The organism is Bradyrhizobium sp. (assembly GCF_019244115.1).
Classification (GTDB): Bacteria; Pseudomonadota; Alphaproteobacteria; order Rhizobiales; family Xanthobacteraceae; genus Bradyrhizobium.
In genome coordinates, this window is sequence record NZ_JAFATE010000405.1 from 1 (window position 1) to 5,647 (window position 5,647).

A 5,647-nucleotide genomic window follows, 5' to 3' on the forward strand; every position below is an offset into this window, starting at 1 on the left:
TCTGGAGCCGGCTGCGTTCGATCAGCTTTGTCGCTACGCCAGGCTGTCCAGCCTGAAACGCGGCGCCGCGATCTTTTCGAAGGGCGATGCCGGCAACAACCTGTTTGCGGTGATCAGCGGCACCGTGAAGATCAGCGTCTCGTCGCCCGACGGTCGGAATGCGATCCTGAACCTGATCGGGCCGGGCGAGGTTTTCGGCGAGGTCGCGGTCCTCGACGGCAAGGCGCGAACCACCGACGGCACCGCCAATACCAATTGCGAGATCTTCGTCATCGATCGCCGCGAATTTCTTCCATTCGTGCGCAGCCAGCCGGCGCTGGCGATGAAATTCATCGAACTGCTGTGCGCGCGGGTGCGCTGGACCAGCGACCAGGTCGAGCAGGTGATTCTGCAGGATCTGCCCGGCCGGCTCGCGAGCGCGCTGCTCGGCCTGACCGAGCGCCGCAAGCTGGATCCCACCAGCCGGACCATCGCGATCACGCAGCAGGAGATCAGCGAAATGGTCGGCATGACCCGTGAAAGCATCAACAAGCAATTGCGGGCCTGGGCGACACGCAACTGGGTGCGCCTGGAACATGGTGCGATCGTGGTCCTGGAAGCCGACTCGCTTCGCGAGCTTGCGCAAACCGGCACAGGGGCCGATGAATAGCGCAGTATGCGCGCGCCACCGAAGACAGCATTAGTCTGTTGCGTCGTGGCGCTGCTATTGACCGACTCGCGATCAGCCGTCGTTCGGCTTCGGAAATCCCGGCGACGGCGCGGGCCGAGTTCGGCGCAGCCGAGCAGATGCTTCGTCTCGATATGCGCAGCGATAGAAAGACGGAGCTGCACAGCGATTGAGCCGCGATCCAGCACCTCGCAAGCGTAGCCGCTTGCCTCACGAATGTGGCGTTTGGCAGCGTCTAAACTGAAGCTCAGCTTCGGAGATTGCGGGCGAAATCCGGCGAACTTCGTTTTTGAGACCCGCTGCGGCTCGCAGCTTCGCTTGCGCGCGCCACGAGGTGAACTCATCGCCGCCATCTGCTCGGCGCAACCAACGTCGAGCGCCATTATTTCGTCGTGGAAGCAAATGCACCATACACGCGCAACGCGCGAGTCGTGTCGAATTCATGCAACCCGAGAATTGATGGCGTCGCATTTTGGGAGAATTTGTGGCGTGGAAACCTGCTAACGGTAAAATAGATTTCTTGATGGCCTCACCGTGTTCGCAATCGTGTGAATAAAAACATACCGATCACGTCAACGTAATTTTGCGTACAGGGGAGATTGTGATGTTGGGACCTCAAAACGATTCAGGCTTGACTGGCGAGCGTAAGTTGCGCCGCGGTTCCGCTAAGCTCTTCGTGATCCACTGTGCCGTGCTGGTTGCACTCGTCGGTCTTGCGATCAGCACGCATGCGTCTTCGGCGCTGATCTCGGACGCGGTGCAATCGGAGTTCGTCGCATCCAACATGGCGACGCCGACACCGATGCAGCTCGCACGGCCGGCCGTCGTGACGCGGAACGAGCGGGAGAACTGACACAGGATCCGGTTCAGCGGTTCTTTCGAGGTCTGACGTTGCGTTCGAGCGGAAACGCGACGTCATCGGCGAGTGATCCCTGTCGCTCGATGCAATCGGGAAGGAGATCTCTGATCCCCGGAGGATGAGGCCTCCTGCGCCGCAACCTCAGAGGGTTCGGCGCCAGGATTCACGGGTCAATGATCGCAACAGCGCGGGTCCAACCTGCGGACGCGCGCTCGATCTTCACCGGAAAACACGAGATCATGAAGCCGGTCGCGGGCAGAAGCTCGAGATTGTGCAGCTTCTCGAGGTGACAATAGCCGATGTGACGCCCGGCCTTGTGGCCTTCCCAGATGATGCGGGCATCGCGGGTCTCTGCGTATTTCTTCGCGGTATGGACGAACGGCGCGTCCCAGCTCCAGCCGTCGGTGCCGGTCAGCCGGACGCCGCGCTCGAGCAGGTATATGGTCGCCTCGTATCCCATGCCACAGCCCGAATTGACGTAGTCCTGTCGGCCGTATTTGGCGCCTGCCGAAGTATTGACCACCACAATTTCGAGCGGCGAAAGCCTGTGACCGATCCGCTCGAGCTCGTTCTTAACGTCAGCAGCTGACGCCACATAGCCATCCGGCAGATGCCGGAAGTCGAGCTTGACGCCGGGCTGCAGGCACCACTCCAGCGGCACCTCGTCGATGGTCCATGCGCGCTCACCGCGATTCATGGTGGGATGGAAATGCCAGGGCGCGTCGAGATGGGTTCCGTTATGGGTAGAGAGCTGGACCCGTTCGACCGCCCAGCCCTGTCCATCCGGCAAGTCTTCCGCCTTCAGCCCGGCGAAGAATGGCAGCATGTGCGGAAGGCTCTGCTGATGATCGATGTATTGGATGGCGGGGTGATTGCCCGGCGGATCCGCCGGCACGTCGTTTTGCAGGGGTACGGACATATCGATCAGCTTGCGGGCCATGGCACTTGGTCTCCTGATTGACGAGCGGCGTTAGGCCTGAACGTTGAAGAGCTTTGCCGCCGTCCGCCCGAGAATATCAGCCCTCTCATCGTCGCTGAGTGAGGCGGTGGCAAGGATGGGCGCCACGGGATTCATTTCCCAGGGATAGGGATAGTCGCTGCCGAGCACGACCTGGCTCGCGCCGACCTGGGCCACGAGATGGCGGATCGCCTCCGGCGAGAAGATCAGCGAATCGAAATATATCTGCTTGAGATATTCGCTCGGCTGCTTCTTGAGCTTGATCTCGGGATTGCAACCCTTCGGTCCGACCAGGCAGGCATGGTCGGAACGATCGGCATAGGAGGGCAGATAGCCGCCGCCATGCGCCGCGATCACCTTCAATCCGGGATGGCGGTCCAACGTGCCCTCGAAGATGAGATGCGAGAGCGCGATCGTGGTCCCCAGGGGATTGGCGATCGTGTTGGACAGCCAGCCATTGCCTTCCAATCGCTTGTTGAGCTCGGGCTGGCCCTGCGGATGGATGAAGAGGGGCACGCCCAGCTCTTCGGCCTTGGCCCACACGGGGTGAAACCGCGGATCGGAGAACTCGACGCCATTGACGCGATCGCCGATCGCGGCCCCCTTCAGTCCCTGTTTCTTCACGGCGGTCTCGAGCTCCTGCACCGCAAGGTCGGGCGCCTGCAGCGTCAGCGAGGCGAAGGCCGCGAAGCGGTCGGGTTTTGCAGCGCAGAGCTCGGCGAGCTTTTCGTTCTGGATCTTGACGATTTGCGCGGCGAGGTCGCGATCCCGATCGTACCAGAACGGATTGATCGACAGCACCTCCATGTCGATTGCCTGCGCGTCCATCGCGGCAAGGCGCTTGTCGACCTCGATGAAGGCCGCTTCTGCATTGTTGACAGGTGGAATCTGCAGCTTCGCGGCATCGGCGCCGAGCAGAGCGCCGGCCTCGTGAAAATGGCAATGCGTATGCACGTCGATGGTTTTGATCTTTTTGCCGGCGACGCTGACCGGAAGTGTCTGACGTATCGCGCCTTGCGCCTGCGCGCGATGCATCAGACCGCAGCCGCAGAAAACGAGGCCGCCAAAAATCGCTGCGCCGGTTTTCAGGACATCGCGGCGTGTGTTCATGACAATCCTCCGCTGTTTTCTGTTTGTTGGTAGTGGGAGCGGAGCCTAGGCCATACCGCGACACCGCAGCAAGCCAGCTTGTCGTGTGCGCAATGCACAATCCTCGGCGTCAGACCGGCTTGATGCCCGCCTTGGCGATGATATCCCGCCATTTCGGCACCTCGGTTTCAATACGGCGGCGCATGCCGTCGGGGCCGTTGGCAATGACTTCGAAGCCGTTGTTGCGCAATTGCTCTGATATTTTCGGCGTCTTCAGGATTTCGACCGACTTCGCCGACAACAGCTCGACGATCGCAGGCGGAGTCCGCACAGGCGCCAAAAATCCCTGGAAGGTGTCGGAGATGAAATCGGCATAGCCGAGTTCGACCATGGTCGGCACGTCGGGCAGATCGAACCAGCGGTTCGCGCCGGTCATGGCGAGGGCTCTTAGCGCCCCGGCCGCGATATGGGGATGGGCCGGCGGCAGCGCCGCAACGGCAAGCTGAGTGGTGCCGGCAAGCAGCGCCTGGATCGCGGGGCCGGCGCCGGAAAACGGCACATGCGCGATCTCGACGCCTGCGACGATCTTGAGCAGTTCGCCCGCAAGGTGCGGCGTCGTTCCGATGCCGGGGCTCGCATAGTTCAGTTCGCGCGGATTGGCTTTGGCCCGCGCCACGACCTCCGCGATCGAGTTCAGCCCGGCGTTCGGGTTGGCCAGGATCACATTGGGCGAAGTGCCGAGCTCGGCAATCTGGGCGAAGTCCGTGACCGGGTCATAAGGAATCTTGGAGTACAGGGCGGGATTGACGACGAAGGCACTCGACGTGACCAGAAGCGTGTAGCCGTCCGGCTCGGCACGGGCCGCAATACCGATCCCGATATTGCCGCCGGCGCCGGGCCGGTTCTCGACCACGACCGTCCCGTTCAGCGCTTCGCCAAGACTGCTGGCCAGAATCCGCGCCATGATATCGGTCGGTCCGGCGGGGGCGAACGGGACGATGATCCGGATGGGATGATCGGGGTAGGCGGCGGCCCGGGCGCGCTCCATTCCCATCCTCGAGGCCGCGGCCGCGCCGAGTGCAGTTCCGGCGAACCGCAGCAATGTGCGGCGCGATCGATCGGCCGTTCGTCCGGTGCCCATGAACGTCCCTCCGAGGGATGCAACTTACGACGAGATGCCGAAAACCGCCACGGCCCGGATCGGCGATGCCGTGCCGTCCCGCCATTTCATCGGCAGTCCGATGAAGGTGAATGGACCCTGGCCGAGCAGGGCTTCCAGATTGCACAGGCTCTCGATATGGGTGATGTCAAGATCGAGGCAGGCCTTGTGAACCCAGAGGTTCACGTCACCCATCGGGCCCGGCCGCATCGAATCGATGCCGAAATGCACGATGCCCCGTTCGGCGAGCCATTCGGTGGCCGCGACATTCACGCCGGAATTGTCGGTGGCGTACTCCTTGCGCGGAAAGGTGCGCGCGTGATGGCCGGTGCACAGCAGCACCGTGCCGCCCTTCGGGACCGGCGTGCCGACCTTGTGCACGGCGGCCGCGAGATCGGCCGGCGTGATCTCGGCGCGCGGCGCGATGTGGCGGAGGTCGAGACAGATGCCGGGGACGATGCATTTTTCCAGCGGGTACTGGTCAATGCCGATGCCCTCAGGGCCGAAATGCCGGGGCGCGTCGATGTGCGTGCCGGCATGGTCTGGCATCGAGATGAACATCGAGGAAAGCCCGTACACGCCGGATTCCGCGCGCGAGTCCGCGTGGGTTTTCCAGACTCCGTGAATGACCGGCGGATGGCTCGGATAGGTCGGCGAGCGGTGATGAAGTTCGCGGCTGAGGTCGACGATTTTCACGCGAAAATTGCTCCGGCATCGGGAGGAATGGGACCTCCCGATGCTGGCGACCTTTACGCTGCCGCGCAAGACCTCACCGCAGCACGTGGCGCGGCAGCCAGAGCGAAATCTCCGGAATATAGGTGACGCACATCAGCACCAGGAACATGACCGCATAGAACGGCCAGATCTTGCGCATCACCTGCTCGATCGTGACCTTGCCGACGGCGCAGCCGACGA

At 62.4% G+C, this 5,647-nt stretch carries 7 protein-coding genes; 2 read left to right on the plus strand and 5 right to left on the minus strand.

Annotation, left to right across the window (positions count from 1 at the left end):
* Together JOZ76_RS17905 and JOZ76_RS17910 are read left to right on the plus strand one after the other, a co-directional pair.
* Positions 1-649: Crp/Fnr family transcriptional regulator (locus tag JOZ76_RS17905; RefSeq protein WP_291700293.1), on the plus strand; the 649-nt coding region annotated here is incomplete at its 5' end.
* Positions 650-1,316: 667 nt separating this feature from the next.
* Positions 1,317-1,520, plus strand: coding sequence for a hypothetical protein (locus JOZ76_RS17910; RefSeq protein ID WP_291700295.1), 204 nt, complete (start codon positions 1,317-1,319; stop codon positions 1,518-1,520).
* A 169-nt stretch (positions 1,521-1,689) separates the two neighbouring features.
* Here the strand turns inward: JOZ76_RS17910 and JOZ76_RS17915 are convergent, their stop codons facing one another.
* From JOZ76_RS17915 to JOZ76_RS38275, 5 genes are all read right to left on the minus strand, one after another.
* Positions 1,690-2,466, minus strand: a complete 777-nt coding sequence (locus JOZ76_RS17915) for a cyclase family protein (protein ID WP_291700297.1) — start codon at positions 2,464-2,466, stop codon at positions 1,690-1,692.
* A gap of 30 nt (positions 2,467-2,496) precedes the next feature.
* Complete coding sequence (locus JOZ76_RS17920; RefSeq protein WP_291700299.1) at positions 2,497-3,594, minus strand: amidohydrolase family protein; 1,098 nt, start codon at positions 3,592-3,594, stop codon at positions 2,497-2,499.
* Positions 3,595-3,703: 109 nt separating this feature from the next.
* The gene (locus tag JOZ76_RS17925) at positions 3,704-4,714 is read right to left on the minus strand and encodes a Bug family tripartite tricarboxylate transporter substrate binding protein (protein ID WP_291700301.1); all 1,011 of its coding nucleotides are present in this window, start codon (positions 4,712-4,714) and stop codon (positions 3,704-3,706) included.
* Positions 4,715-4,738: 24 nt separating this feature from the next.
* Positions 4,739-5,428: a cyclase family protein gene (locus JOZ76_RS17930; protein WP_291700303.1), complete on the minus strand. Its 690-nt coding sequence runs from the start codon at positions 5,426-5,428 to the stop codon at positions 4,739-4,741.
* A 73-nt stretch (positions 5,429-5,501) separates the two neighbouring features.
* Positions 5,502-5,647 (minus strand): TRAP transporter large permease subunit (locus JOZ76_RS38275; protein WP_366938591.1); only part of this gene is annotated, 146 nt, incomplete at its 5' end.